The sequence below is a fragment of the Corynebacterium sp. NML140438 genome (genome assembly GCF_001875725.1).
Taxonomy (GTDB): domain Bacteria; phylum Actinomycetota; class Actinomycetes; order Mycobacteriales; family Mycobacteriaceae; genus Corynebacterium.
Genome location: NZ_MLCQ01000008.1, coordinates 1 through 26129, shown reverse-complemented (window position 1 = coordinate 26129; position 26129 = coordinate 1). Strand labels below are relative to the sequence as shown.

The following is a 26129-nucleotide window of genomic DNA, read 5'->3' as shown; positions in this document are numbered from 1 at the left end:
CGCCCGCGCTGATGGTACTGCACCTGGGAGGGTGTGGGAGAGTAGGTTACCGCCGGCCTATAATTTCATGGTGGTGGATGTGGTACCCGGTGTGGGTATCACATCCACCACCTTTTTCGTGTTTGCGCCCCAGGGGTGTTGGGTGTACCCGGGGTGTGCGGGGGTTGGGTGTGCGGGGGTTGCGGCTTCGTGCGGGGGTGTGCACTAGATTCCTGTGCGTTGTTCGTGTGTGCTGGGGATGTATCTTGTTGTGGGGTGTGGGGTGTGTGCTGGGGATGTACCTTGTTGTGGTGTGTGGGGTCCTGCGGGTGGTGACACAGGACGCACAACTGTCCAGGGATGTGGGGTATTACCCCAGGTCGCGGAGAGGGGGGTGCGTGGTTTGTCACTGCGCGTATGGGTAATCCTGGTTACTCGACACCAGATTGCCTTGCACAGGGACCGCGAACTGGGCAGACGCCACGACACAGTCCCGAAGACCCGGAAAGTGGTGCACAGACCCTGCGCAGGTAGCGGAAGTCCTTAATCGAGGATTTCGCTTAGAAGGCTGCGCTGCTTCGCATCACGCCTAGTCCCGCGAATGCGACTCCGACTGCGAGTGTCCACAGTAGGTACTTCAAGCATTGGGCGTAGTGGCGTTCTTTGAGCAGCATGCCGGCTTCTTTAGCAAGCGTTGACCAGGTGGACAGTGCTCCGGCGAAGCCTGTCCCTACGAAGACTACCCATAGGGGACCCATTGCTACGGTGAAACCTAAAACCATTGATGCCGCGGCGTTGGCGGTAAACGTCCCTTTGCGGGGTGGGAGAGCGGAACTGATCCACCACCGGGTGACTCCCCCTAGCGCACCGCCGAAAAACACTGCTGGGATCGCGACTGGTTCGATGATCATTATCGGTCGTTCGCCTCCTTGTGATCCCTTGCGGAGTCGCCGACCCACCAACCGGCAATACACAATAGAACGCTGCTGAGAACGTACACAAGAGCGTTCAGTGCCGTAGTTTGGGCGGCAGCGACGGTGAGGGCGGAGAACGTCGTGAAGCCTCCGAGGAATCCTGTGCCGAGTAGAGGTCCCGGTCGGAGGTAGCCCATTGCGAAACTGCCGATGACATTGATACACAGCGTTACGATGAAAGCGACATGCGCTGCTGTGGGGAGCACGGCAAGGAGTCCTGCTGTCAGGATGTAGCGGGCCAGCGCGCCCGCGCCGGCCCCTACTCCAACTGCGAGTGGCTGGTTGGACTCGATGTTTCGTAATTGCACACTCGCAGTCTACTAGGACGTTTTACTCCCAGTTCATGCCCTGCTGCTTCACGAACGCTGCCACTTCGTCGGGTGTGCGTCGAAGATCAGGATCGAACTTGAGGTATTCGCGGGTTTCGCGAGCGACCAGTCCGGAGAGCAACAGCAGGCCGATCAGGTTCGGGATGGCCATCAGGCCGTTCGCGAGGTCGGAGAATGTCCAGATCAGTTCCAGGCGGGTAGTGGCACCGAGGAACGCGACTGCTGTGAAGAGCAGCTTGTATGGCAAGGACGCCCACTGGCCGAAGAGTGCAGTTGCAGCGCGCTCGCCGTAGTAGGACCACCCAAGGATGGTGGAGAAGGCGAAGAAGATGAGGGAGACGGATACGATGTCTCCGCCCCAGGTCCCGGGCAGTACGGTGGAGAAGCCACGTGCGGTCATGACGGCGGCTTCTTCGCGGCCCATATCCCAGGTGCCGGATGTCACGATGACGAGGCCGGTGATGGTGACAACGATGATGGTGTCGATGAACGTTTGGGTCATGGACACGAGAGCCTGGCGGGATGGGTGTTGGGTTTTTGCGGCCGCCGCAGCGATGGCGGCGGAGCCCATGCCGGACTCGTTGGAGAAGATACCGCGGGCGACACCGAACTGGATCGCCATCATGATTGTGGAGCCGACGAAGCCACCAGTGGCGGCGGAGCCGGTGAACGCGTCATGGAAGATGAGCGAAATAGCTGCAGGGATCTGGTCGGCCATGAGTGCAAGTGCGACGATGCCTCCGCCGACGTACAGGACAATCATGAGAGGGACGAAGCCTGCGGTGATCTTGCCGATGCCTTCAATGCCACCCAGGATGGCCGCCCCGACGCCGATGAAGATCAGGATGCCGGAGACTGCCGGGTCGATACCGAATGCTTCCTCCATACCGGCGGCGATGGAATTGCCCTGGGTGAGGTTCCCGATACCGAAGGATGCGAAGACGGTGAAGAGCATGAACGCGATTGCCAGGGTGGTGCCGAGTGGGCCGGGGATGCCTCGTCGGAGGTATTCGTGAGGGCCGCCTTGCTGGCGTCCCTTAGCATCTGTGGTGCGGAAGCGGACGCCGAGGTACGCCTCGGCGTATTTGGACGCCATGCCCACGATGCCCGTGACCCAAATCCAGAGCAGCGAGCCGGGGCCACCAATCGAGATTGCTGTGGCCACGCCGACGATGTTGCCGGTACCGACCGTTGCGGCGAGGGCCGTCGTCAAGGCTTGGTAGTTGCTGATGTCGCCGGAGCCTTCTTCATTCTTATCGACGAACGCGTGGCGGGTCGCGCGGCCTAGCGTGCGGAATTGGATGCCGCGCATGCGGACCGTCAAGAAGAGGCCGGTGCCGAGCAGGAGCGGGATGAGCATGAAAGGGCCCCAGACGAACGAGGCGATCGTCCCGAGGGTTTCGTTGAGTTGCGCAGCCATCGTGGTCCTTTCTCAATAGGAATGTGGGACAGATTACCTTTCTGTGGATAACGTGAGTCAGATAATAGCCACATAATTCCGCATGCGGAAGTGGTTTGTGTCATTTTCTGGCGGAAGTTTCCAAAAGAGGGAAAGATGGGTGTGTACGTATCGAAAGGATGTTGTCGTATGGCTCATGAACGTGCTGGCCAGATTGCCCGCCCGGAAGATTTAATCGATATTGCGTCGCTGGTGACTGCTTACTACACCCGCGATGTAGACCCTCACAACCCTGATCAGCAGGTGGTTTTTGGTACCTCTGGTCACCGTGGTTCTTCGCTGGATAACGCGTTTAATGAGACGCATATTTTGGCGACCACCCAGGCGATCGTCGATTATCGGCGTGAGCAGAACATCGGCGGGCCGGTCTTCATTGGGCGCGATACACACGCGCTGTCTGAGCCGGCGATGGTGTCGGCGCTTGAGGTACTGTTCGGCAACGGCATTGAGGTACTTGTCGACGCCGCGGGGCGTTACACGCCGACACCGGCTGTGTCGCACGCAATCTTGTCGCACAACGCGAAGCTTTCTGGTGGGGTCACGGGTACCGATCCGAAGCGTGCGGACGGCATTGTGATTACGCCGTCGCACAATCCCCCGCGTGATGGTGGGTTTAAGTACAACCCGCCGTCGGGTGGTCCGGCTGACACGGACGCGACCGACTGGATTGCGAAGCGGGCCAACGAGTACATCGCAAAGGGCATGGAGGGTGTGAAGCGCTCTGCGGCGTCGGGCGTGCTCGATGAGCGTGCGCAGCGCTACGACTACCTGACCAACTACATCAACGACTTGCCGAACGTGGTCGACATCGCCGCCATTCGGGAGTCCGGTCTGAGCATCGGTGCGGATCCGATGGGCGGAGCGAGCGTCGATTACTGGGGTGCGATTGCCGAGACCCACGGCCTGAACATGACTGTGGTGAACCCGGAGGTCGATCCGACCTGGCGTTTCATGACGCTCGATACCGACGGCAAGATCCGCATGGACTGCTCCTCGCCGGATTCGATGGCGTCACTGGTGCGCAATCGCGACAAGTACGACATCGCTACTGGCAACGATGCTGACGCGGACCGCCACGGCATTGTCACGCCGGACGCGGGCTTGATGAACCCGAACCACTACCTCGCCGTCGCGATTGAGTACTTGTTCTCGCATCGCGAGGGCTGGGCGAAGAACACCGCGGTGGGCAAGACATTGGTGTCTTCCTCGATGATTGACCGTGTGGTGGCGTCGCTCGGGCGCAAGCTTGTCGAGGTCCCGGTCGGCTTCAAGTGGTTCGTCCCAGGGCTTATCGACGGCACCATCGGTTTCGGTGGCGAAGAGTCCGCGGGTGCGTCCTTCCTGCGGAAGGACGGCACGGTGTGGTCGACGGATAAGGACGGCCTGATCCTGGACCTGCTGGCGGCGGAGATTACCGCAGTGACGGGGAAGACGCCGTCGCAACGCTATGCTGAGCTTGCCGAGAAGTTCGGTTCTCCGGCCTACGCACGTATCGACGCCCCGGCGAACCGCGAGCAGAAGGCCACACTGAAGGCGCTCTCCCCAGAGCAGGTCACCGCGACCGAACTTGCTGGTGAGCAGATCACCGCGAAGCTGACCGAGGCTCCGGGCAACGGAGCCCCGATTGGTGGCCTGAAGGTGACCACCGAGAATGCCTGGTTTGCGGCGCGTCCTTCGGGCACGGAAGACAAGTACAAGATTTACGCCGAGAGCTTCAAAGGCAAGGAGCACCTGGCGCAGGTCCAGCAGGCTGCGAAAGAGCTTGTCGCGCAGGTACTCGGCTAGGATTGCCAATCGTGACTGAGACACACGAAATCAATACGACACGCAGCAAGCTGCTGGAAATCGCGTCGGCTGCGGCGCGATTCGGCCTGGCAGCTGTGTGGATTGTCGCAGGGTGGACCAAGATCGGCGCCCATATGGAAGTGACGCAGAACATCATTGCGTACGAGATTTTTACCCATGAGTGGTCGAATATTTTGGCGCAGTGGATTGGTCCCCTGGAGCTTGCCGGTGGTCTGTTTCTGCTGGCGGGCATCAAGCTGCGCGAAAGCGGCTGGGTGTCGATTGTGGTCCTGGTGCTGTTTATCATCGGGATGTACTCGGCGTGGTCGCGTGGCCTGGTCATCGACTGCGGGTGTTTCGGCCCGCAGCCGTCTGATGAGGGCACGAACCTCATTGAGACCATCCTGCGCGATTTCGTGCTGATCGCGGCGACCTTGTTCATGATTTACGTGCCGTACAAGAAGTTTGCGATTTATCCATAGCCACATCCACCGATTAAGCTGTTGGGCAATTTCCAACGTCAAGGAGTGAATACGTGACTACCCGTAAGGTGCAAAACCCGAACGAGAAGAACGGTGCCGGGTTTATTTGGGCAATTGTCGCTGTCATTGTGATTGCGGCGCTCGTGATCGGCCTGATTTTCTTCAACGGTAAAAAGGACCGCGAGGCCGCCATGGCTGAGAACATGATCGACACCAGTGGCATCACTGTCAGCTGGAACGAAGACGATCACTTCATTCGTCTGGCAGCTGAAGGGGTTGACGACGCCCCGATGGCCGAGCTTTACGAGGACTTTTCGTGCACACACTGTGCGGATCTTGCAGTCGCGACTGATAAGGACATGATCGAGAAGCTGCGCGAGGGCAAGATTGAAGTTGAGCTGCGCCCGATGGTGACGCTCGACGGCCTGACCAATGGCCACTCCACGATGGGCCTGGCTGCGGAGCTGGCACTCGTCGCAAATAATGAGCCAGCTGCGATGATGAACCTGCGCGACCACCTGATGGTGAACCAGAAGGACGTCTACTCGAAGGTGACCGACGACGACCTCGCTGACGTGGCCCGCGACTACGGTGCTGGCGACAAGGCGGTTCAGGACATCCGGGATAAGACTTACTACGACGCGGCGCGCGCAATGTCGAACGGCAACATCAAGTTGCAGGAGGAGCGCACTGGTGAGGCGTGGACTCCTCGCGTGATGGTTGACGGCAAGGACGTCGAAGGCGACCGCGACGACTGGGTGAACACCGTCGCAAACAGCTAACTGCACGACCACGTGGGGCCGGGCCGCATGATTTGTGGCCGGGCTCTCTTCACGTGTAAGGTGATGGAGGCTCTGCAAGAGCAGAGGGGCTATGGCGCAGTTGGTAGCGCACCACACTGGCAGTGTGGGGGTCACGGGTTCGAATCCCGTTAGCTCCACCACTAGGACGTTCATTTTGATGCAAGTGAGCGCCCTTTTTGTTTTGCGTGGACGGGCGACATTTTGGCTTGTCAGAAGTGGTTTCGGGGGTAGGTGGCTGCCTGGTGGGTGTAGAGGACGGCAGCTCGGGGTGCTCCCGGTGGTGAATCAAGGCTATCGGAGAAGTTTCGGAACGTCTCGACCCCGAGCGCGTCAAAAAGCGCAGACTGCCGTCAAAAAGTATCGGGCGTCGTCAAAAGGTATGGGGTGGGCGTCAAGAGATGAGGGGCGCACAGGCGCGTCGGTTAAATCGGATTTGTGATTTGTGGTCGGCTTTAACTTGTAGTCCTCGAGGGCGGACCGGGGGAGGATCATACAGTCACAGATAACTGAGGGAATGATACTCTGACATGAGTGTGTTTTTGACGAGAGTCTGTTTTCATGAAGGAGTTAGATGTGACCGATCTTAAGAAGAAGTCCCCTTTCGAGCAATTCATTTTAGATTTGCAAAAGTTTGCTGGCAAGAACCAAAATCTTCTTGAAAATACCCTCTCCAATATATTTACGATGCGTCTGCTCGGAAATAAAACTCATGGTGATTTAGCTGAAATAGGTATCACCGAGTTTATTAACCAATTCCTTCCCGAGTACAAAGCGCAGCATGTTGGCAAGGATCTCTTCCGTGCAAAAACTTCTGAGGAGGACATTCTTGTGACCAGATTAGATGACATGTCGGAAATTAAGGTGTCATTGAAAGCCTATGGTGTGGGCCCATTACAACTAAGTACTGATAAAGATGGGGTGCTATTTCCTCTCTTGGAATCGTTAGGTGATACTAAAATTGAGGACGCCGACGAAATAGAAGCACTTCTGCAACGCCCTGAATTTGCGCACCTCGCCGGTTTGAATGTTCTCCCCCTTATTTATCAAGAGGAAGCGAAGCAATGCGCGATTATGGTATTTGACATCTCGGCGCTTCCAGAGCGAACATGCGTAATCGAGCGAGTTGAGCCTGGTTTGCGTGGGAGGAAACATCCTGTGTGGCAGTTTCTCGATTCGGAGGGAAATTACATTTGTGAGGTTAGATATGGTGGCAAGTCGGCAAACGCTCTTCAGCGAGGCCTCTGGACCGACTCGAGGAAGGCAGCCAAGCATTTTCGATTCATTACAGATCAATGGATCACTTACGACCACAATCTTGTGCTCACAGAGCTTTTCGCTAAAGCTTTGAACAGCACCGTTGAAGCACACCAGTTGGCTCTCCAGCCAATAAATACCGAACTACAGAAATTCGCTTACGAAGCAGACAGTGACATAGATGAGTAGCCAAGCTTCTGATTTTTTATTTTCGACCGAAGAGACTGATCTTTCTGATGCCCTGATGTGGGCCAAGGAGGGAATAAAGTATGCTGGTTCAAAGCAAAAACTACTCGGTCCCATTTTTGATGTCGTGAAAGATGTTCCCCGGGACTCTGTTATAGATCTCTTTTCGGGGACCACCCGTGTAAGTCGTTTGTTTGCGGGCACCAATTCTGAAGTAACTTCTAATGACCTCTCTGAGTGGTCGGAATGTTTTGCAACTGCGTATCTTCTGAATGATGCCAATTCAAGTCAATACCAGCCTTTGATAGACCATTTGAATTCATTGCAACCCATCGAAGGGTGGTTTACAGAACATTACGGTGGTCTAGATTGTGACGGAAGCGCAATGCAAAATGATGGTAGTAAGGCATTATGGCAGCTGCATAATACTATGAAGCTTGACGCAATTCGTGAAGAGATTGACAGAATTGAGCTCACTAAAGTTGAACGGGCTGTGGCTCTCACGAGTTTGATATATGCGCTAGACCGGGTGGAAAACACGATCGGGCATTTTGTCTCTTATTTGAAAGAATGGTCCCCCAGGTCGTACAACAAGATGGTCCTCAAGGTTCCTGACCTTCGGGTTGCAAGACGCCAGAATTCAGTCTGTAAAATGGATGCGGAAGATTTGCTAGATACCCTGAATCAGTCTGGTAAGGAGTTTGATCTCGCTTATCTAGATCCGCCATACGGGTCGAATAACGAAAAGATGCCGCCATCTAGGGTTCGCTACGCTTCCTATTATCACATCTGGAAGACTGTCATTCTTAATGATCGTCCTAAGGTTTTTGGTGCGGCGAGGCGACGTGAAGATTCTCGCGATAAAGTGGCCGCTTCCCCTTTTGAAGCTTATAGAAGAAATGAAGACGGGTCGTCAATTGCTCTTGTCGCGCTTAGGCGTGTAATTGAAAAAACGCCTGCGAAGTATTTGCTTCTTTCGTACTCCAACGGGGGTCGTGCTACATATGTTGAACTTCTCGATGTGCTTTCTGGCGCTGGTGAACTTGTAACCTCGGTGCAGATGGAATATAAGAAGAACGTCATGGCGAACCTGACCTGGACGAATGAGTGGACACCTCCTAAAGAAACCAAGAATTTTGAGTATTTGTTTTTAATAAAGAAATGAGAAATAGCTAGAAGCTGACCGTCATGCTGAATCGCTGACCGTTCTATGCATGCTTTATTAAGCAATACTCAAGTCACTTGGAGCTGAAAAATTGGGGAACTATAGACTTAACTAATTATTGAGTCTAACGCCATAGTCGTGGCTGCTCCACTTCGCTTTTTGTCGCACCTGGCTGGTTTTTCCCTGAGGTCGAAGAGTGGCCTGGAGCGATCTGCTGCTTCATGTTCCCCAAAGACGAGTTCGGTGGCATCTTCGCGGTTGAAGTGTGTGGTGGGTGCGGCGTCGGTGTTGTTTAGGATGATTAGTTGGCCGTATTGGCCGGTGTCGACCATGTGGTCATAGAGGTTTCTGAGGAGTCCGGTTTTGGGGCTATCGTGTTCGTCGTGGCTGGTGACCAGTCCCGCGCCGCTCTTTTGGTGCTCCAAACCCAGGGTTGGGGTCTCGAGGGCGACGATCGATGGCTGGTGGATTGCGTGTTCGTGGATGTATCGGCGTAGGGCGAGTACGACGATGGTATTGAAGAACGCGCGGTATCTCTTGCCGTGGCTGCGCTTGGTTCTATGGCCGATTTTGATGTCGAAATCAGTGGAGTCGAAGATGGCTCGTTGTACTCCTGCGAATTGTGTTTCGGTGAGGATTTCTTCCAGGTATCGGGTCATTTCCGAATAGAAAGATGCCGGGAAGTGTGCTGTTGAGTAGTATTCGCTAGATGATTCGATGGGGTTGAGTAGGTCGGTGATTTGTTCTTGCAGGTCGTCGTGCTTGGCTTCCAGTATTCGGTATTCGGCGAGCGCTGCCTGATGCTGCTCTAGGGACTGGATTTGCTGGCGCAGCGTCGTGACTTGGGGCAGTACCGCATCGGCGAGCTGTCGCTCAATGGCGCGTTGTTGTTTTCGTAGGTCTTCGAGCCGTTGGCGAAGATGGTCGAGATGCTGGTCTAGAGTTGCCCGAACGGCGCTGAGTTCTTCGAGATCCTGGGCGATGGTCTCGGCTTCGGACTGAGCAGCCTGCCAATAGTCGATGTCCTGTGTGGCGGGGGGCGGGTTGTCGCAAAATGGGCAAGCTGCTGGGGTTTCGATGTCGTCGATAGCAGTTTGGGCATCGGTGACGAATGCGAGACGTTTGATGTTGCCGACATAGACGGAGGCGAGGGCATCGTATCGGCGCGAGGCCATGGGACGTACCGATAGCTCTTGCTCAGTGTTGGTGATCTGTTGGGTGACCTGTGTTAGCTGGGCGCGGGCAGCATCTTGGGTCGGGTTCATATTAAGTACCGTGCACATCCGCTTGACCGAGTACTCGGTGCGGTGATCATCAACAAACCGGAAGCGGATCACCAGTTTGTCTCTTCTATGAAATACTTCGCTGCTTTGCACAAGATGTCGCGTTCTTCTCTTAGCTTGGCGTTTTCGCGTTCGAGCTGGCGAAGTCGTTCTGCGTCCGTCAGCGTTTTAGCTTCGTTGGCGGGTGTTGTTGTTTGAAGAGATCGGGCCTTCGCGCCGGTACCGAGTTGTTGGACCCACGCACGTAGTGTGATGCGGTTGATGCCTAGATCTTCGGCCGTGGTTTTTAGTGATGCCTCTAGTGTGTTTTCGTACATGGCGACGGCGTCGCGTTTGAATTGCTCCGAATATGTTTTCCGTGGCATGAGGGTAGGGTACCTTTCTCCGACGCTGTGTTGTCGGATTTAGAGGTGTCTACCTAACGGGGGCAGGTCCGTCTTTATCCGTCCTACTGACCACTACGAAAACATCTAAGGAGTCAAAGCAATGCACACAATCGATGATGAAGTGATGCGGGCGAAAATGCGTAAACTGCGCGTATCTACATTCGCGGACATCTTCTACGAGATCGTCAGCGACGAAGCCTATGCCGAGGCCCTGCCAGAAGACATTTTCCTCGCAGCAGTCGACGAAGCCTATGCGCAACGCCAACAACGCAATATCGCCAAAGCAATCAGCCAGGCGAAGTTTCGCTACCCCAACGCCAGTCTGGCTGAAATTACTAGGGTGGAAGAACGAGGCATCAACCTGCGGCAGTTGAAGAGAATCGCAGCAACGAACTGGCGGGAAAACCCGACCAACATTCATATCCTCGCCCCGACTGGGACCGGCAAAACATATATTGCCTGCGCTCTTGGTGTTGCGGCCTGCCAAGCAGGCTACTCGCTGGCCTACTACCGACTAGATCAGCTCGTTGACATGTTGGCGGTCTTCTCACCGACTGGCCAAACCTATCTCAAACTGATCAACATCGATGTCTTGGTCATCGATGATTTTATGACCATCAGCATCAATCAGCGCGGGCATGAAGACCTTGCCAAGATCATATTCGACCGTGAGGGCCGGCTACCAACAGTGATTTCGCCGCAGTCTGCGGCTGTCTATTGGGTTGCTGAGCTTCCGGACAGGGTTGGGGCGGATTTGTTGCTCGGCCGACTCAACAAAGGTTACCGAATCCGGATCGGAGACTTTGATATGCGTAAAGCTACCGCCCCGGTAGATCCCGACGCGTAAGCGCACAATACTCGGTCCGGGTTGGGCGCCGCATGCTTGATGCTTGGCCCGGACCAGTACCAACTACCCGGAATAGGCCGGTACCGCGTTCCTGGACCCCGCGTTCCTGGACCACCGGTACCAACAAACCGCATCCGACACCAAAACCGGTGGGGAGCTTTTTGTTGTTATGAAAGGTGAATAGCCCCCCGATAGGGGTGTGATGCAGATTACTAACCTTGTTTAAAGTGACTGAAGAGTCTCCAGGTCATGCTAGCTTAAGAAATGGTCATATTTTCCATCTTGATGCTGCTTTGGTCTAGGAGGGCCAATGAAATCAACAACGTATAAGAGCATCTTGGGGTTCTTGCTGACATTCCTATTGGTGTTCACGGGAGGTACTGCGCCGGTAGCGCGAGCTTTCCAAAACACTGATGTAATGTATCTGACCTTCACCCCAGATCCTGCGGTAGAAAACCCGCTTACCACCTACCGTATGGACTACTGGGCGCAGGGCGATAACAAGCAGCGGCAGATGTTCTCAAGTGTCTTGCCTAATGGCGACCTGTACGCGACTGTCGCAACGAAAGAGAACCCCTTAAATTTCCAGGTATACCGTACGGATACGCTTTCGCTCCAGCAGGACGAGCAGGAAAACCGCGTATGGGAGTCCGCTGTCTTTGAGGGCGTACAGACCGGCAACTCGGTATATGCGAAGGCGGACGCATGCTCCTTCAGCTATAAACCTGATGGTCCGTTCCGTACCGGCGCGCAGTGCGCACTACAGGTGAGCTTCACCCCTGATCCTGCTGTCCCAGAAAGCGAGTACAACCTTTGGGTTTGGTACGGAGAGAATGACGGAACGTCAGTCCCATTTTCTGGAAAGAATGAGGCTGGGCAGCTTACGGCAGAAATCCCACCCGTTGCTGGGCACGACAATGTGAACTTGATCGTGAGGCGTTCGACTACGGAGCAGGAGTGGGCGTGGCAATCGAAGGACCTGCGAGATATCCCTACAACGGGACATGTAACTATCGGTGCTGATAGCAGCTACGAGTTCACTCCTGCAGAAGAACCGAATGGGTTGCCAACGAAGGTTTCGCTCACCGTGCACTATGTGCGGCACGACAACAACTATGAAAACTGGAATGTGTGGACCTGGTTGCCGAACGAGGACGGGCATAGGGTAGATTTCACGGATGATCACACTGCTACCATCACGCACGAAAACCCCAAGGGGATCGAGAAAGTTGGTCTTGTAGTGCGACGCTCGGATCCTGGTAATGAGTGGGCGTCGAAAAATAGTCCTGATGACCTTTATGTTTCGGACTTCCCGGATGGAAAAGCCGAGATTTGGCTAGTTGAGGGTGATTCCACGATTTATAACTCCAAGGACGACGTGCCACCGGCGCCTGAGAACAAGTGCTCTGCGTTGCACTCGAAAGAGTTTAACGAGAAGTATTTTTACGACGGTGAGCTCGGCGCGCTCTACAGTCAGGATAAGACCACGTTTAGGGTCTGGGCGCCAACGGCGAAGTCGGTAGAGTTCGTGAACTACTCCGACAATGCTGTCGCGACTCCGATGAAGCGGGGAGAGCGCGGAACCTGGGAACTCACCCTCGATGGCGACACGCAGGGTCTTGAGTACCGCTACCGCCTGTCATTCGAGGATGGGACAGTGAACGAAGCTGTCGACCCGTACGCGCGGGCAGTGACTGCAAATGGAACCCGCACCGTAGTTATCGATGCGGAGAAGACTGCCCCCAACAACTGGGACGGCAAGCGGATGGCACCTTTCTCTTCGATGAAAGACGCCATCATTTACGAAGCACATGTGCGTGACCTGACCATCGGCCCCGACAACGGCATCACAAATAAGGGGAAGTTCCTGGGCCTGACCGAAGCCGGGACCAAGACGCAGGCGGGTAACCTGTCTGGCCTGGATTACCTGAAGTCCCTGGGCGTCACCCATGTGCAGCTGCTACCGATTTACGACTTTGGGTCCGTGGACGAGACCGGCGACTTGTCGTTTAATGCGCAGTACAACTGGGGCTACGACCCACAGAATTACAACGTCCCTGAAGGCTCCTATTCGACGAACCCTCAGGACCCAACCGCGCGGATTGTTGAGCTGAAGTCCATGATCTCAACACTGCACGACAACGGTATTCGGGTCATCATGGACGTGGTGTACAACCACGTATACACCCCAGAAAACTCACCGCTGCAGCAGACGGTTCCCAACTACTTCTTCCGGATGGATCCAAACTGTAACTTTTTTGACGGGACCGGCGTCGGCAATGAAACTGCTTCAGAGCAACTGATGATGCGCAAGTACATCGTCGACTCTGTGACGTACTGGGCAAAGAACTATGGAATCGATGGGTTCCGTTTCGACCTGATGGGGATCCATGACGTTGAGACGATGAACGCCGTACGCGAAGCGCTCAACAAGATTGATCCTTCGATCGTCATCCTCGGTGAAGGCTGGGAAATGGGGAACCATCCAGCTGGCGTACTTGGCGCGAACCAGAAGAACGCCGATAAACTGCCCGGCATTGCCTTCTTCAACGACCAGTACCGCGACACCGTCAAGGGCGATAACTTCGAGCTGGAGCACACCGGCTTCATCAACGGAGCGAACCAGGAACATCGCTCGTGGGACCTGCTGAACAACATTAAGGGTGCCCAGCATGTGCGGGACTACCTCGGTCCGGAGCAGTCCGTGGTCTACAACGAGGCCCACGACAACTACACGATGTTCGACAAGCTCAAGGGCAGCATGCCGCACGCCTCTGATGGAGAGATCGCAAAGCGCCACACGCTGGGTACCGCCACGCAGTACTTAGCGAACGGTGCAGTGTTTATCCACGCAGGACAAGAGTTCTTGCGCACGAAGTCGGGCGATCATAATTCGTATAAGTCGCCTGATGAGGTCAACGTATTCGACTACGACAGGGCAGCCCACTTCGCGAAGGAAGTGCAGTTCTTCCGCGATCTGAATGCGTTCCGCAAGCAGTACGATTTCATGCGACTGCCGAGCTATGAGGCGATCAACGACAAGTACACTCATGAAATCATTGCGGGAGCAGACAGCATTAACACGAACCACGTGGGTTACACCGTGAAGGGTGCATTTGTCGAGGATGTCGACGCCTTCGTGTACGTGAACGCTGCATCCGAACCATGGCAGGCTCCGTTGCCTGCTGGCGAGTACGAAGTGATGATTCAGGGGATGGACGTCTACGACGAACCGCAAGCGCTTTCCTCAACCGGAGAGGTTGCTGTTCCACCGTTGAGCATCATGCTGCTACGAGAGACCCCTGAACCTGAACCTGAACCGTCGCCGGAGCCGACGACGAGTGCGGAGCCGGAACCTAGTGCAAGTGAGGAGCCGACTACGAGTGCGGAGCCGGATCCAAGTGTGAAGCCGAGTACGAGCGCGAAGCCGGAGCCGACGACGACCAAGCCGAAGCCCACCACGACGGTGAAGCCGAAGCCAAGTGCGAGCGTGGAGAGCTCTACAAAGGCAGTGCCGTCATCGAGCACGTCTGCCAAGCCGGAACCTAGTGTGAAGCCGAGTACGAGCGCGAAGCCGGAGCCGACGACGACTGCAAAACCTGACTCGAGCAGTAATGCAAGTTCTGAGTCACGTGGAATATGCTCCAGCGACTCTTCCAGCCAAAGTAGTAAGGGAGACAATGGGAGCAGCACTGGTGCAGCCGTGTGTGGAGTGGTCTTTACTGGGCTCCTGCTGATCGCACTGGGCATCCTCGCCACAGTGACTCCGCTGAAGGCCCAAATCGATCGCTGGTTGCGTAGTCTGTGATGCATTGAACTACCTCGGGGTGGCAGCCTAGGTAGTTCTTACGCAGTACCAATTTGAGTGACTTTTTCCCGCTCGCTTGAAGGAGAGGCTATTTCCTCAGGAGAGCGGGAAGGTCCTTTGTATGCATTTGCTTCCCAATAATCGCACGGTATAAGCTGACACCTACGCGTGTTTGTACGTGCGCGGGGCTATGGCGCAGCTGGTAGCGCACCACACTGGCAGTGTGGGGGTCACGGGTTCGAATCCCGTTAGCTCCACCACTAGGACGCTCATTTTGATACAAAGTGAGCGTCCTTTTGTTTTGCCTAGAATTGCTGCGTTTTGGCTTGTCAGGGTGATTATGGAGGACTCCTACCTGGCTGGTAGGCGCGGGGCAGGGTGTGTTGGAGTGATCTGGGCGGCGGATTTCGCGTCCGAGAAGCAAATCTGGTTTTCCGACCTCGAAGGCATCAAAAAGTGCAGGTAAACGTCACAAGTACTTGATCTTCCTCAAAATGTTGCGTTGACCCTAAGCGGAAAGTGGAGCGGGGATACGCTCCACATGATCTCTCAAGCCAGGGTGTCATCAGGTAGGCTGGAATGCATCATTGCAGGTGCTGTATTTGCGCATAATGTGAGGGTACGATGGTTGTCAAAGTGAATGCGTCAGAGCTGGAAGACAGTGTCATTTCGGGCGAGGTGGTAGTTAAGGACGGGCGGCTTCTAGACTACATCTCGGGGCGGGAAATCCCCGCGACCCCTGAAGAGGTCGGAGCTGTTCAGCCTTTCGTTCGGCAACTCGTCGAAGACTACGGTTACCCTAAGGGGCTCATTCGGACTCGCCCACAGTGGCATGTCAAAGCGAGTCCTTCGGATCGGGCGAAGAGCTATCCAGTCGATATCGCGGTATTCGCGGATGATCCGCAAAGGGACGATTCCCTCTACATCGTGGTGGAGTGCAAGAAGCCTCACCGAAAGGATGGACGTGATCAGCTTGAGGACTACCTCCGGCTTTCCAGGGCATCGCTCGGTGTTTGGACCAATGGAGCTGAGCGTCTATTCCTGCGTAAGCGGGAAGCGAATGGCAAAGTAACTTTCGAGGAAATCCCGAACATCCCGCGTTTTGGGCAGAGGGTTGAAGATATCGGCCTGTTTAAGAGGGCTGATCTTCGGGCGACCCATAACTTGAAGTCAGTATTTCGTTCAGCGCGAAACTATCTCGCTGCGAACGCAGTCGGGATGACGAGAGACGAACCATTAGCGCAGCAGATCATCAACCTTATTTTTTGTAAGATTTATGATGAGCGTTTTACTCGTCGGGACGCGGTTGTGAGTTTCAGAGCCGGTGTAGGCGAAGATCCGTCCGATGTAGCCAAGAGAATCAAAGGTATCTTCGCTCAGGTCGTGACAACTTATGATGACGTCTTCTCCAAAAGTGACCGCATCGATCTAGACGACCGTTCCATCTCATATGTAGTCGGTGAGCTCCAACAGTATGCGTTGATTGAATGTGAGAGAGACGTTGTCGGTGATGCTTTTGAGACTTTCATTGGTCCTTCGTTGAAAGGAAGTCAGGGGCAGTTCTTCACTCCTCGAAACGTCACTAATCTGGTTCGCTCTCTAGTGAGGCCAAAGATCGGTGACATGATTCTCGACCCGGCATGTGGAAGTGGAGGATTCCTGGTTGAGGCAATGAGGGCACTGTGGTCTGAGGTTGATGCTCAAGCTGATGACCTTGATTGGCCTGACAATGAGCGGGAATCAGAAAAGCAGAAAGCAGCGATCCGTCAGCTCCGAGGAATCGATAAAGATGAATTCCTGAGTAAGGTTGCCAAAGCCTATATGGCGCTCCTCGGTGATGGGCGGGGTGGCGTATTCTGCGAGAATTCACTCGTTCCAATGTCAGAGTGGAGTCCCAAGACCAGGCAAGAAGTGGCCGTTAGTGAGTTTGACGTCATCATGACTAACCCTCCCTTCGGGAAGAAGCTCAAGATTACTGAGTCAGGCATTCTCGAGCACTATGATCTTGCCCAGAAGTGGACGAAAGCGCGAGGCTCAGATTTATATGAGATGAGCAGTAAGACGCAGGATGCACAGACTCCTCAGATCCTCTTCATTGAGCGGTGCCTAAACTTGCTCTCGGATAAGGGACGAATGGGCATTGTGCTGCCAGAATCTATGCTCTGCAACCCCTCACACCGTTACATCATGCAGTATATCCTCAGTAGGGCTACGATCCGAGCGGTCATTTCGGTGCATGAAGATCTGTTTCAGCCATACACCCATGCCAAGACTGCAGTAGTTCTCATTGAGAATGGGATAGAGCCCGAGGGAGAATCCCATGAAGTTTTCATGGCTGTAGCCCGGTGGTGCGGTCATGATTCAAGGGGCCATTCGATTCCTTATGACGATCTGCCGAAGATTTCTGAGCGATGGGAGCGTTACGTTGGAGGAGAGGAGCTAGATTTTGACCACTTGGGATTTGTGATCAATTCGAGCGAGATTCGAGACCATATTTACCTACCGAAGTATTATAATCCTGAAATCCAGGAATCTATTGAAACGTTATCGGAAACGCACGACCTAGTCAGACTTGGTGACCTGGCGGACTCTGGAGCAATTGAAGTATCCACTGGTGATGAAGTTGGGAAACTAGCCTACGGTACAGGTGGCATTCCTTTTATCCGCACCAGCGACATTGCGAACTGGCAGATTAAAGGTGATCCGAAGCACGGCTTGAGTGAAGAAATATACAATTCGCTTTCGGAGAAGCAAAATGTAGAACCGGGCGACATCCTTATGGTTCGAGATGGGACCTATCTGGTTGGTACCTGCGCCATTGTGACAGAGCTCGATTGGCGCATCGTCTACCAGAGCCATATTTTGAAGTTTAAAGTTGTGGACAAGGAAGTCATGCATCCGAACTTGCTCTTGGCCCTCCTGTCGACGCCGCTGGTTAAGTCTCAGATATTTGCAAAACGTTTTACACAGGACATTATTGACACGCTTGGTTCTCGGTGGCAGGAGCTGATTCTGCCAGTTCCCAAAGATTTAGATCTCCGTGATGAGATAACTCAAAACGTGACGAAGACGATTGAACTACGCAGAAGTGCTTCGGAACTTACGTGGCAGACAGTGCAGAAGATCGCCCCAGTTGGTGTTGGAGATGGTGTTTTCGAAGATGGCGAAGATTATGGATTCGGAATTCTGAACCAGTGACGAAGGGCGGGCAACCCCACTCTCGACTCCAAAGGCGAGCTTCTTATTAACATCATGAGCATTCTCGCCCAAGAGGAATCCCGCTCCATTTCAGAGAACGTCACGTGGGGTCATCGTAAACGCTTCGCTGATGGGAAAATCATGGTGCCTTATGCCTCACTGCTCGGGTGTAAGAAAGGGGAGGACGGTAACCTCGCCATCGACGAGACCCAGGCACCGATCGTCAGGCGCATCTACGCCCGATTCCTCGAAGGTGCATCCCCACAAAGCAAACTATCGCTAAAGGCCTCACTGATGAGGGGGTTGCTACTCCGCGAGGGAAGCGTGTCTGGCGAGCGTCCACTGTTCGCTCCATCCTTGTCAATGAGAAATACAAAGGTGATGCCCTGTTGCAAAAGAGCTTCACCACCGACTTTCTGACCAAAACCATGAGAGTCAATGAAGGCGAAATACCGCAGTACTATGTCACTGGTAATCATGTGCCCATCATCGAGCCTGCCACGTGGAATGTTGTCCTAACGGAGCTTTCCCGCCGTGCTGGTCGGGGTTTTGCCACAAGCCACTCGTTTGCTGGCAAAGTTCAATGCGCCGACTGTGGTGGTTGGTATGGAAGGAAAGTCTGGCACTCCACCAGCAAATATCGCCGTTACGTCTGGCGCTGCAACAACAAATACGGCCTCGATCATCACTGCAGCACGCCTCACGTCACCGAAGACCAAATCAAGGTCGCCTTTGTTGCAGTCCTGGCCGAGCGTGTCACCGGCAACGATGTGCTCGACGAGACGGTCTATGACACCAACGAGTTGGAAACCCAGCAGGCCACGCTAGGGGAGCGGATTTAGGAAACCGTCGCGCTGATGAACCAACTCATCGCGTCTGCAGCGGCAACAGCCCATTATCCTGATGAATACGATCGGCGCTACCGCCAACTCGAAGCCCGACATAGTGAGCTTGAGGCGCAATACCAGCACATCGCCGAGCGGATCGACGATCTACGCCGCCGCGCTCAGGCGGTAGAAGTCCGTGACTTCCTCGCTACCCAGCCACCTCTCGAGTACTCCGACTAAGCGTGGAACACTCTCGTTGACCATGCCACTGTTACCGCTGACGGAAGCATTACCATTTGCTTGAAAGACGAGATTAGTGCTAGCGAGGACTGAAGTGGGCGCACCGAGAATTTTGTCAGTGCGAGACCCTAAAATTAGGGAATGGATATTGCACCATGGATTTCTGCTGGCGCTGCAGTCGTCTCACTCCTTGGCGGCGCATGTGCTTATTTTCAGGCGAATCTGTCGAAGAAGGCGAAAGCCGCAGCCGTGGAAGAACGAGAGCGGGCACAACGTGCTGAAGATCGAGCAATCGAAGCGGCTGCAACTGCAGAAAACCATCTGAAAACAGCTCAGGAGCAAGTTCATGTTCTTGCGCAGCATCTGCCTGCAATTGCGACGGCAGTCGATAAATCTGGGACTGACCTTCAGGACTCACTAGCTACGAGGGTGACTTCTCAGCCCCGAATCGAGTGGATCTCCGGTAGTCAGTACGCCATCGTCAACCCCACAGCTACCAAGCTGCGAATCGAAAACATCCTCAACAAGGACGCATTCGTCAAACTAGACCTCCAGGTCCCCTTTGAAGTGCTGCCATCTTCTCAGAAGACATTTCTTGCTCTTGGAGCATGGCAACAACCGCTGCCTGACAACCTCATTCTTGATGAAGGTGGAAGTGACGAACCGATTTCTTTATCGATTCCTCCGAAGCGCTGAAACTAGAAACGACTAGGATAAGGCCCAGTGCACACCTCTGAGAGGCAGTTGCACCCACCTTGCCACTCCGTGCACCCACCTCGAACCTTGTATCAAAATGAACGTCTAAGTAACAGAAAAGACCGCAGGTTGCTTAGGACCTGCGGTCTTTATGTTCCCGGACCGGTGCCGTCACCGCGATGCGTTCCCCGTTGCGCAGCGTGAACGCTAGCCGGTAGGCGTGCAGGAACATGCGCTGCGCGCTTGTGCGCGAGTCGTACGCGCGGTCGCCGACGATGGGGTGACCCTCGTGGGCGGCGTGTACGCGGATTTGGTGGCGTCGTCCAGTGATGAGCTCGGCCTCGACGAGCGTGTTCGGACCCCGGTTTTCCACGCGGCGGAATTGAGTGTGGGCGGCGTCGCCGTCGGCACGTACCACCATCGTTTTTGGTGTTCGGGCGATCGGAGCCCGCACGTCTCGCGCCCCTGACCATCGTCCCTCCACGACCGCGCGGTAGATGCGGACCACGTCCTGCTCGCGGAAGGCTCGCTGCAGGTGGCGCAGTTCCGCGTGGTTCAGCGCGATCAGTAGCGCCCCGGACGTCTCCTTATCCAGGCGGTGCGCGAGCTCAGCGTCGGGGTAGACGTCGCGGATCCGCTCGATGACGCCGCGCCGCGTCCCGGTCCCCGCATGCACCGGCACCCCCGCCGGCTTGTTAATTACCAGTGCTGTTGGCCCCGCCCACAGCACCTCAAACCCATGGTTTTTACTTTTTGACGCCTTCTTCGTTTCCTTACAGAACTCAGCCGGCAGGGTGATCACGTCCCCACCTCGGACGCGGTAGTCCTGCTTGATGCGTTTCTGGTTGACCCGCAGTGCCCCCTTGCGGGCCAGTTTGAACAGCATGGTTGCGGGGCACGTGGTGTAGCCGGCCAGGAATTTGTGAATCCGGCGCCCGTCGTGGTCCTCCGGGACCGTGATCGCCGTGTAGCCCGGTGGGGGAATGTAGGTGGTCATGGCTGGCACCATAGCAAGGTGCTAGTAGTGGTGCCATGTGTACAACATCATTCGGTACCGTCGAGACACAGGTGGGAACGTTAACGGTCATCGTTTCGCCCCGCGGGGTGCGCCGGATTGTGCTGCCCAGCGATGACGCCGAGTGCGCAATCCGGGAAACCGGCGCGCGCCCCGGCCCGATAGGCCCCGTCCGCGAACAGCTCGCGGAATATTTTGCCGGTGCGCGCAGCAATTTTGTTGTCCTCCTCGACCTTGACGGCCTCCCGCCGTTCCGGACGACAGTGCTGCGCGCCTTGCAACACGTGCCTTTCGGAGAGACGATTACGTATAGGGGGTTGGCGGTGGCCGTCGATAATCCGGGGGCGGTGCGTGCGGTCGGGACTGCCTGCGCGCGCAACCCGCTGCCGCTGCTCATTCCGTGTCACCGGGTCGTGCGTAGCGACGGCCACCTCGGGCGCTACCGTGGTGGGGAAGATATGAAGCGATTTTTGCTTGCATTGGAGGGCCACCGTGAGTGATTTCAGTAAGCGTTGTACCGCGCCGGGCCAGGCGAGCAGCGAGGCGGCTGGGCTGCGGTGGCTGCGCGAGGGCAGCGAGGCCGTTGTGGAAGTCCGCGGCGTGGACGAAGAGCAGCGGACCTTAAGGATCGAACGAGTGGAGACGGTGCGCCCCACTCGTGACGCGGCGCGCCGGGCGGGGGAGGAGCTGGCGAAGATTCACGCGATGGGCGCTGAGGCCTTCGGTGCCCCGCCGACCGGTTGGGAGGGACCGAACTTCATCGGCAGGGTTGAGCAGGATTGTGTCCCTGAGCAGCGGTGGGCGAAGTTTTATACAGCGCAGCGCGTGCTGCCGTTTGCGAGGAGCGCGCACGTGGCGGGAAATATTTCGAAGCAGCAGCTTCAGCTCGTGGAACGCGCCTGTGTTGCGCTCGTTGAGGAGGACGAGGACGCCCCGCTGGCGCGTATCCACGGCGATCTCTGGGCGGGCAACTTGCTTTTCGGCGAGTCCGGCCCGCGGTTCATCGACCCGGCGGCACACGGTGGGCACCCGCTGACGGACATCGCCATGCTGGCACTGTTCGGCGCACCATTTTTGGAAGACATCGTCGAAGGCTACGAGTCGCGGGCAAGCCTGGGGGAGGGCTGGCGTCGGCGTATCCCGGTGCACCAGCTCCACCCGCTGGCCGTGCACGCGCTGACGCACGGACCGGCGTACGCGAGTGAGCTTGCCAACGCCGCGCAGGCGACGTTAGACGTGACGGGCTAAGCCTTCCACCAGGAGGTATCTGGCCCCGGAGGCAGGTGGCGTTTGTGCTGGCCGACGCGCCACAGGTGCTCAATGCGCTCGGCGGCCGCGGACGGAACGGGTTTGCCTTCGAGGTAGTCGTCGATGTGCTGGTAGGTCACGCCGAGCGCTTCTTCATCGGGCAGGGACGGACGGTCCTCTTCCAGGTCGGCGGTGGGGACTTTTTCCCAGAGCCGAGGGTTGGCGCCGAGTTCGCGGAGGAGCGCGGCGCCTTGGCGTTTGTTGAGGCCGGCGAGGGGGGTGAGGTCGGCGGCGCCGTCGCCAAACTTGGTGAAGAAACCGGTGACGTTTTCCGCCGCGTGATCCGTACCAATGACCAGGAGGTTGCGCTCGCCGGCAAGCGCGTACTGCGCCACCATCCGCAGGCGTGCTTTCACGTTGCCCTTGTTGAAGTCGCTGACAGGCATACCCAACGCGCCGGTGAGTGCCGTGGTGGCGGGAGCGATGTCGACGGTCACCGTCTCATCCGGCGCGATGAAGCGGAGCGCCAGCTGGGCGTCGTCCTCGTCGGCTTGGGTGCCGTGGGGGAGGCGGACGGCGAGGAAGTGGGCGTCGACACCTGAGGCGCGTAAGCGCTCGACGGCGAGCTGCGCGAGGCGGCCTGCGAGCGTCGAGTCCTGGCCCCCTGAAATGCCGAGTACGAAGCCGGCTGAGGAGGCTGCGCGGGCGTAGTCGCAAAGGAACGCGACGCGGCGCTTGATTTCGCGCGCGGGATCAATCGAAGGTTGGACCCCGAGAGTGTCGATAATCTCTTGCTGTTTGCTGCTAACTTGCGGTGAATCTGGCCGAGACATAGGAACCAGCGTACCCACGGTGCATATTGGTATGCATGCAACAACTCACCACTGCCCAACGAAGCTACGTCCGGAAAGTTGCGGGCGTCGCCGCGCTTGGAGGACTGCTCTTCGGCTACGACACCGGCGTGATGAGCGGCGCGCTGCTCTACATCACTCCCGAATTCCAGCTCACACCGGCGCAAGAAGGTCTTGTGACCTCGATGTTGCTCGTGGGTGCCGCGATCGGGGCGCTCAGCGGCGGAGCGATTGCGGACAGGCTCGGGCGCAAACGCACCTTAATAATTGGCGGCCTCGTGTTCATTGCGGGCTCGCTGTGGTGCGCGCTCGCGGGATCGGTGGGGGCGCTCGCGGCGGCTCGAACGTTTTTGGGAGTCGGCGTCGGTGGCGTGTCCATCGTGGCGCCGATGTATATCTCGGAGATGGTGCCCGCACGGGTGCGCGGCAAGATGGTGTCGTTGAACACGCTGATGATCGTGGTGGGGCAGCTGCTCGCGTACTCCGTGAACTCGGCACTCGCGTCCACCGGCAGTTGGCAGCTGATGCTTGGACTCGCCGCAGTACCTGGAGCCGCACTGGCCATCGGTATGGCGTTCCTGCCTGAAACACCCCTGTGGCTCGCCCGCCACCAGCGTCTCGACGCCGCCCTCACCATCGGCGACCGCGTCGGCATGACCCGCGAAGAGCTCACTCTCGAGACCACCGAAGACGCCGAGCTGCGCGCTCAGCGCGGCGGCGAGTGGGTGCGCCTGCGCAACGTGCGATGGCTGCGCATGACCGTGCTGATCGCCGCTCTGCTCGGGATCACGCAGCAGGTCACGGGCGTGAACGCCATCGTCTACTTTGCGCCAACGATGATGAACAAAGTCGGGCTCTCCACCGAAAACGCCGTGTACACCTCTATGGTGATCGGCCTCGTGTCCGTTGTCGCATGCTGGGTCGGGTTGCAGGTCATCGACAAAATCGGCCGCAAACGGCTGCTGCTCATCGGCCTGAGCGGCAACGTCGTCTTCCTCTTCGCACTCACGCTCACGTACCGCGCCGCGGAAAACAACGCCGCACTCGCGTGGGTCTCGCTCGCCTGCATGGCGCTGTTCATCGCGTCGCAGCAGGCAGCGGTCTCGCCCACGACATGGCTGCTCATTTCGGAACTGGTCCCGCCACAAATCCGCGGCGCCGGTATGGGGCTCGCAGGGCTCGCACTGTGGGTCATGAACTGGATCGTCGCTCAGTTCTTCCTCCCACTTGTCGACGCCCTCTCCGCCACCGCCACGTTCTCCATCTTCATCATCTGCGGCATCCTTGCAGCAGGATTCGTCCGCTACTTCGTCCCCGAAACAATGAGCCGGAGCCTGGACGAAGTGGCGTCGGAAATGGAGCAACGCTACACCAAATAGCACCGGCGTTTTGGTTTCCCCACGTGATGGGGTAATATAACGCGACGTGTCGCGACCAGACTGTTTCCAGTGGTCGCACGAAGATGAAGATCCTCGATTAGAAAGGAGCGCCCGATGAAGGTCCGCAAGTCGCTTCGGTCGCTGAAGAACAAGCCGGGCGCCCAGGTTGTGCGCCGCCGTGGCAAGGTTTACGTCCTGAACAAGAAAGAGCCACGCTTCAAGGCTCGTCAGGGCTAATTCAGCACTCGTGAAAACCCGCACCTCGTGTGCGGGTTTTTTCGTTCCCAGGGCACTAGGGTAGTGAAAGTGAAACGAGCATGCTGTGCCCTCCTCGCCGTGACCGCCCTCGGAGCCTGCGGGACACCAACCAACGACGCCCCGCCGACCATCACCGTCACCTCAACGACGACGCACCCACGCGCTCAGCCTGCTGATGAGCCGGTGGGCGAAGAGGGCGTCGATACGCTGCTTTCCACCATCGCTGATGCTGTTGCCACCCAGTTCGGAGGCACCGTCGCAGTCGCCGCGGGCGGCATAGGAAGCAGTGACGACCCAGCGATGCCAGCCTGGTCCACCATCAAAGTCCCCCTCGCTGTAGCGGCATACCGCGTCGCGCCCGACACCGCGCAGCTCGCCGCACCCGCCGCAATCACCGCCTCAGATAACGACGCCGCCCTGCAACTCTGGAACGCTCTGCCACCCGGCGCAGGCGACGCCGTCCTCGCCGACGGCGGCGTGCCGAAAACTATCAACACCGAACGCATCCGACCCGAATTCTCAACCTTCGGACAAACCATGCTCACCGCCGCCGAGGAATCCACCTTCATGTCCAATCTGAGCTGCCTAAGCGGCGCCGGTCCCGTCCTTGAACTGATGGGACAGATCGTGCCCGGGCAGGACTACGGCCTCGGACAACTTCCCAATGCGCGGTTCAAAGGCGGGTGGGGGCCCTCGGAGTCCGGTGGATACGAAGTGCGCCAAATGGGACTCGTATCGAACACCGCTGGCCAAGATGTTGCTTTGTCTTTGACTGTTGTCCCCGCCGATGGCAGCTACCAAACCGGCCAAGCCATGGCCAACGCCGTTGCAGAGCAGCTGCGCGGTCGGCTGGATCAGCTGCCGGTTGCGGCGTGCTGATTGTTTAGTGGGGGTGTCCGCGGGGCGGACAGATGATCGGCACCCGGATCGGGCACTGTGATATTCCGCGGGGCGGACACTAGCGACATTGACACCGACCTATTTCTCAACAAGTGAAGTGTCCGCCACGCGGACAGGTTCCGCTTTCTTAAGGTGTCGGTCTTGTTATTCCACGGCGCGGACACTACCCGCATGCAGCACACTCGAAGGTGGGCGTTGGCAAACGCCACTATTATTGTCCGCGGCGTAGACACTACATCACGATCTCTACCGCCGGTGTACGCATTCCGCGGGGCGGACACTGTCGGCATCGACGCCAACCCGTTTCTCAACAAGCGAGGTGTCTGCGGGGTGGAAACATAGAGCCGAGTGCATCAGCTATCACAAGCGAGATGTCCGCGGCGCGGACAGTCCCTTCTGCCTTAAGGGAGAAGGCTACGTCATTCCGCGGGGCGGACACCACCCGCACCCCCGAATCCCACGCCCTCGAAGATGGACGTCGAAAAGCACCCGCGCACTGTCCGCCGCGCGGACACCCCGGCTCATGCATTTCGCGCAAACCCCTTGACACCACTAATCGAACACGTATACTAAACGAAACAAGCGAAACATCAGGGGGAGCCATGCACACCACCATCGACGCCGACACCATCGTCAACACCATCGTTGACAGCGCACGCCTATTCGCATACTCACACGCGGAAATACTTACCGCGATCGCCGAATTCGACACCCACAACCTCGCCGAGCACTACGGCTGTGCTTCTACCGGGGCATGGCTTGCCAGAGTGCTAAAAA

Annotated in this window: 21 protein-coding genes, 2 tRNA genes and 1 pseudogene; 18 read left to right on the top strand and 6 right to left on the bottom strand. The window is 56.8% G+C overall.

The features are described 5' to 3' along the window. Window positions 1-539 precede the first annotated feature (539 nt). From BJP08_RS01570 to BJP08_RS01560, 3 genes are read right to left on the bottom strand one after another with little or no spacing between them, the layout of a single operon-like run. Entirely contained in the window at window positions 540-890 is a 351-nt protein-coding gene (locus tag BJP08_RS01570) for a CrcB family protein (RefSeq protein WP_071567948.1), read from the bottom strand. Further along, window positions 890-1261 (bottom strand): CrcB family protein, encoded by a 372-nt coding sequence (locus tag BJP08_RS01565; protein ID WP_255364723.1) that lies wholly within the window; start codon window positions 1259-1261, stop codon window positions 890-892. Before BJP08_RS01565 ends, BJP08_RS01570 begins: the two co-directional genes overlap by 1 nt. Before the next feature lie 22 nt (window positions 1262-1283). Continuing rightward, window positions 1284-2702, bottom strand: coding sequence for a sodium:alanine symporter family protein (locus BJP08_RS01560; protein ID WP_071567947.1), 1419 nt, complete (start codon window positions 2700-2702; stop codon window positions 1284-1286). Window positions 2703-2870: 168 nt separating this feature from the next. Between BJP08_RS01560 and pgm the strand changes: the two genes are divergently transcribed. The 6 genes from pgm to BJP08_RS01530 all read left to right on the top strand — a co-directional run bounded on the left by pgm (window position 2871) and on the right by BJP08_RS01530 (window position 8416). Beyond that, a complete protein-coding gene (gene pgm, locus BJP08_RS01555; RefSeq protein WP_071567946.1) occupies window positions 2871-4526 on the top strand; it encodes a phosphoglucomutase (alpha-D-glucose-1,6-bisphosphate-dependent) in 1656 nt (551 codons plus the stop codon). A gap of 11 nt (window positions 4527-4537) precedes the next feature. Beyond that, window positions 4538-5008: a MauE/DoxX family redox-associated membrane protein gene (locus BJP08_RS01550; RefSeq protein WP_071567951.1), complete on the top strand. Its 471-nt coding sequence runs from the start codon at window positions 4538-4540 to the stop codon at window positions 5006-5008. Window positions 5009-5061: 53 nt separating this feature from the next. Further along, on the top strand, window positions 5062-5790 hold the full coding sequence (locus BJP08_RS01545) for a thioredoxin domain-containing protein (RefSeq protein WP_071567945.1): 729 nt from the start codon (window positions 5062-5064) through the stop codon (window positions 5788-5790). A gap of 85 nt (window positions 5791-5875) precedes the next feature. Beyond that, window positions 5876-5951, top strand: a tRNA-Ala gene (locus tag BJP08_RS01540). Between the two features lie 433 nt (window positions 5952-6384). Continuing rightward, on the top strand, window positions 6385-7254 hold the full coding sequence (locus BJP08_RS01535) for a hypothetical protein (protein WP_071567944.1): 870 nt from the start codon (window positions 6385-6387) through the stop codon (window positions 7252-7254). Beyond that, on the top strand, window positions 7247-8416 hold the full coding sequence (locus BJP08_RS01530) for a DNA adenine methylase (RefSeq protein ID WP_218160220.1): 1170 nt from the start codon (window positions 7247-7249) through the stop codon (window positions 8414-8416). Before BJP08_RS01535 ends, BJP08_RS01530 begins: the two co-directional genes overlap by 8 nt. 1259 nt (window positions 8417-9675) lie before the next feature. Here the strand turns inward: BJP08_RS01530 and BJP08_RS01520 are convergent. Beyond that, window positions 9676-10064 (bottom strand): annotated as a pseudogene (locus tag BJP08_RS01520) (transposase); the annotation flags it as partial. A 121-nt stretch (window positions 10065-10185) separates the two neighbouring features. Here BJP08_RS01520 and BJP08_RS01515 point away from each other — a divergent pair. The 7 genes from BJP08_RS01515 to BJP08_RS01485 all read left to right on the top strand — a co-directional run bounded on the left by BJP08_RS01515 (window position 10186) and on the right by BJP08_RS01485 (window position 19701). Then, entirely contained in the window at window positions 10186-10932 is a 747-nt protein-coding gene (locus tag BJP08_RS01515; RefSeq protein ID WP_071567941.1) for an ATP-binding protein, read from the top strand. Between the two features lie 310 nt (window positions 10933-11242). Continuing rightward, on the top strand, window positions 11243-14740 hold the full coding sequence (gene pulA / locus BJP08_RS01510) for a type I pullulanase (RefSeq protein WP_071567940.1): 3498 nt from the start codon (window positions 11243-11245) through the stop codon (window positions 14738-14740). Window positions 14741-14924: 184 nt separating this feature from the next. Beyond that, window positions 14925-15000: transfer RNA gene (locus BJP08_RS01505), tRNA-Ala, on the top strand. Between the two features lie 376 nt (window positions 15001-15376). After that, entirely contained in the window at window positions 15377-17938 is a 2562-nt protein-coding gene (locus tag BJP08_RS01500) for an N-6 DNA methylase (protein WP_177221698.1), read from the top strand. Window positions 17939-18180: 242 nt separating this feature from the next. Then, complete coding sequence (locus BJP08_RS11760) at window positions 18181-18780, top strand: recombinase family protein (RefSeq protein ID WP_369816364.1); 600 nt, start codon at window positions 18181-18183, stop codon at window positions 18778-18780. 15 nt (window positions 18781-18795) lie between these two features. Then, entirely contained in the window at window positions 18796-19005 is a 210-nt protein-coding gene (locus BJP08_RS11755) for a hypothetical protein (protein ID WP_071567937.1), read from the top strand. A 141-nt stretch (window positions 19006-19146) separates the two neighbouring features. Beyond that, window positions 19147-19701, top strand: coding sequence for a hypothetical protein (locus BJP08_RS01485; protein ID WP_071567936.1), 555 nt, complete (start codon window positions 19147-19149; stop codon window positions 19699-19701). A gap of 133 nt (window positions 19702-19834) precedes the next feature. Here BJP08_RS01485 and BJP08_RS01480 read toward each other — a convergent pair whose 3' ends face one another. Continuing rightward, on the bottom strand, window positions 19835-20698 hold the full coding sequence (locus BJP08_RS01480; protein WP_071567935.1) for an RluA family pseudouridine synthase: 864 nt from the start codon (window positions 20696-20698) through the stop codon (window positions 19835-19837). A gap of 35 nt (window positions 20699-20733) precedes the next feature. Here BJP08_RS01480 and BJP08_RS01475 point away from each other — a divergent pair, with 35 nt between their 5' ends. Further along, on the top strand, window positions 20734-21216 hold the full coding sequence (locus tag BJP08_RS01475; protein WP_071567934.1) for a methylated-DNA--[protein]-cysteine S-methyltransferase: 483 nt from the start codon (window positions 20734-20736) through the stop codon (window positions 21214-21216). Then, window positions 21209-21964, top strand: coding sequence for a fructosamine kinase family protein (locus BJP08_RS01470; RefSeq protein WP_071567933.1), 756 nt, complete (start codon window positions 21209-21211; stop codon window positions 21962-21964). The genes BJP08_RS01475 and BJP08_RS01470 overlap by 8 nt, the downstream gene beginning before the upstream one ends. Here the strand turns inward: BJP08_RS01470 and nadE are convergent. Then, complete coding sequence (gene nadE / locus BJP08_RS01465; protein ID WP_071567932.1) at window positions 21961-22797, bottom strand: ammonia-dependent NAD(+) synthetase; 837 nt, start codon at window positions 22795-22797, stop codon at window positions 21961-21963. The genes BJP08_RS01470 and nadE overlap by 4 nt on opposite strands. 35 nt (window positions 22798-22832) lie before the next feature. Here nadE and BJP08_RS01460 point away from each other — a divergent pair, with 35 nt between their 5' ends. The 3 genes from BJP08_RS01460 to BJP08_RS01450 all read left to right on the top strand — a co-directional run bounded on the left by BJP08_RS01460 (window position 22833) and on the right by BJP08_RS01450 (window position 25331). Continuing rightward, window positions 22833-24194: a sugar porter family MFS transporter gene (locus BJP08_RS01460; protein ID WP_071567931.1), complete on the top strand. Its 1362-nt coding sequence runs from the start codon at window positions 22833-22835 to the stop codon at window positions 24192-24194. A 114-nt stretch (window positions 24195-24308) separates the two neighbouring features. Continuing rightward, window positions 24309-24431 (top strand): type B 50S ribosomal protein L36, encoded by a 123-nt coding sequence (ykgO, locus tag BJP08_RS01455; protein WP_018020497.1) that lies wholly within the window; start codon window positions 24309-24311, stop codon window positions 24429-24431. Between the two features lie 69 nt (window positions 24432-24500). Then, window positions 24501-25331: a hypothetical protein gene (locus BJP08_RS01450; protein WP_143109976.1), complete on the top strand. Its 831-nt coding sequence runs from the start codon at window positions 24501-24503 to the stop codon at window positions 25329-25331. Window positions 25332-26129: the final 798 nt, after the last annotated feature.